Source organism: Tepidimonas sp. (assembly GCF_046292505.1).
Classification (GTDB): Bacteria; Pseudomonadota; Gammaproteobacteria; order Burkholderiales; family Burkholderiaceae_C; genus Tepidimonas.
Map to the genome: position 1 here is coordinate 1 of NZ_JBKBQX010000292.1, position 264 is coordinate 264.

The following is a 264-nucleotide window of genomic DNA, read 5'->3' on the forward strand; positions in this document are numbered from 1 at the left end:
TGGTTGACCGGAGTGACGCGGCGATGCGGTCCGGTCCGACGTCGGGGCGCCGCCTGTCGTCGGTGTCCACGTGCTCGATGCGCGTCGGTCGGCGAGGGCGCCGGGCGGATCGCCAGATCCCAAGTCTTATATAAGATATAATTTTACTCGCAGCGGCGCGCCGATCCCGGCGCGGGCGCCGCACCGCCCCCGAACCCCGCGCAAGCCATTGCGGAGTCATTCGTTGTGGGCGATCCGAAGGCCAAACCCAGGGAGTTCTTCATC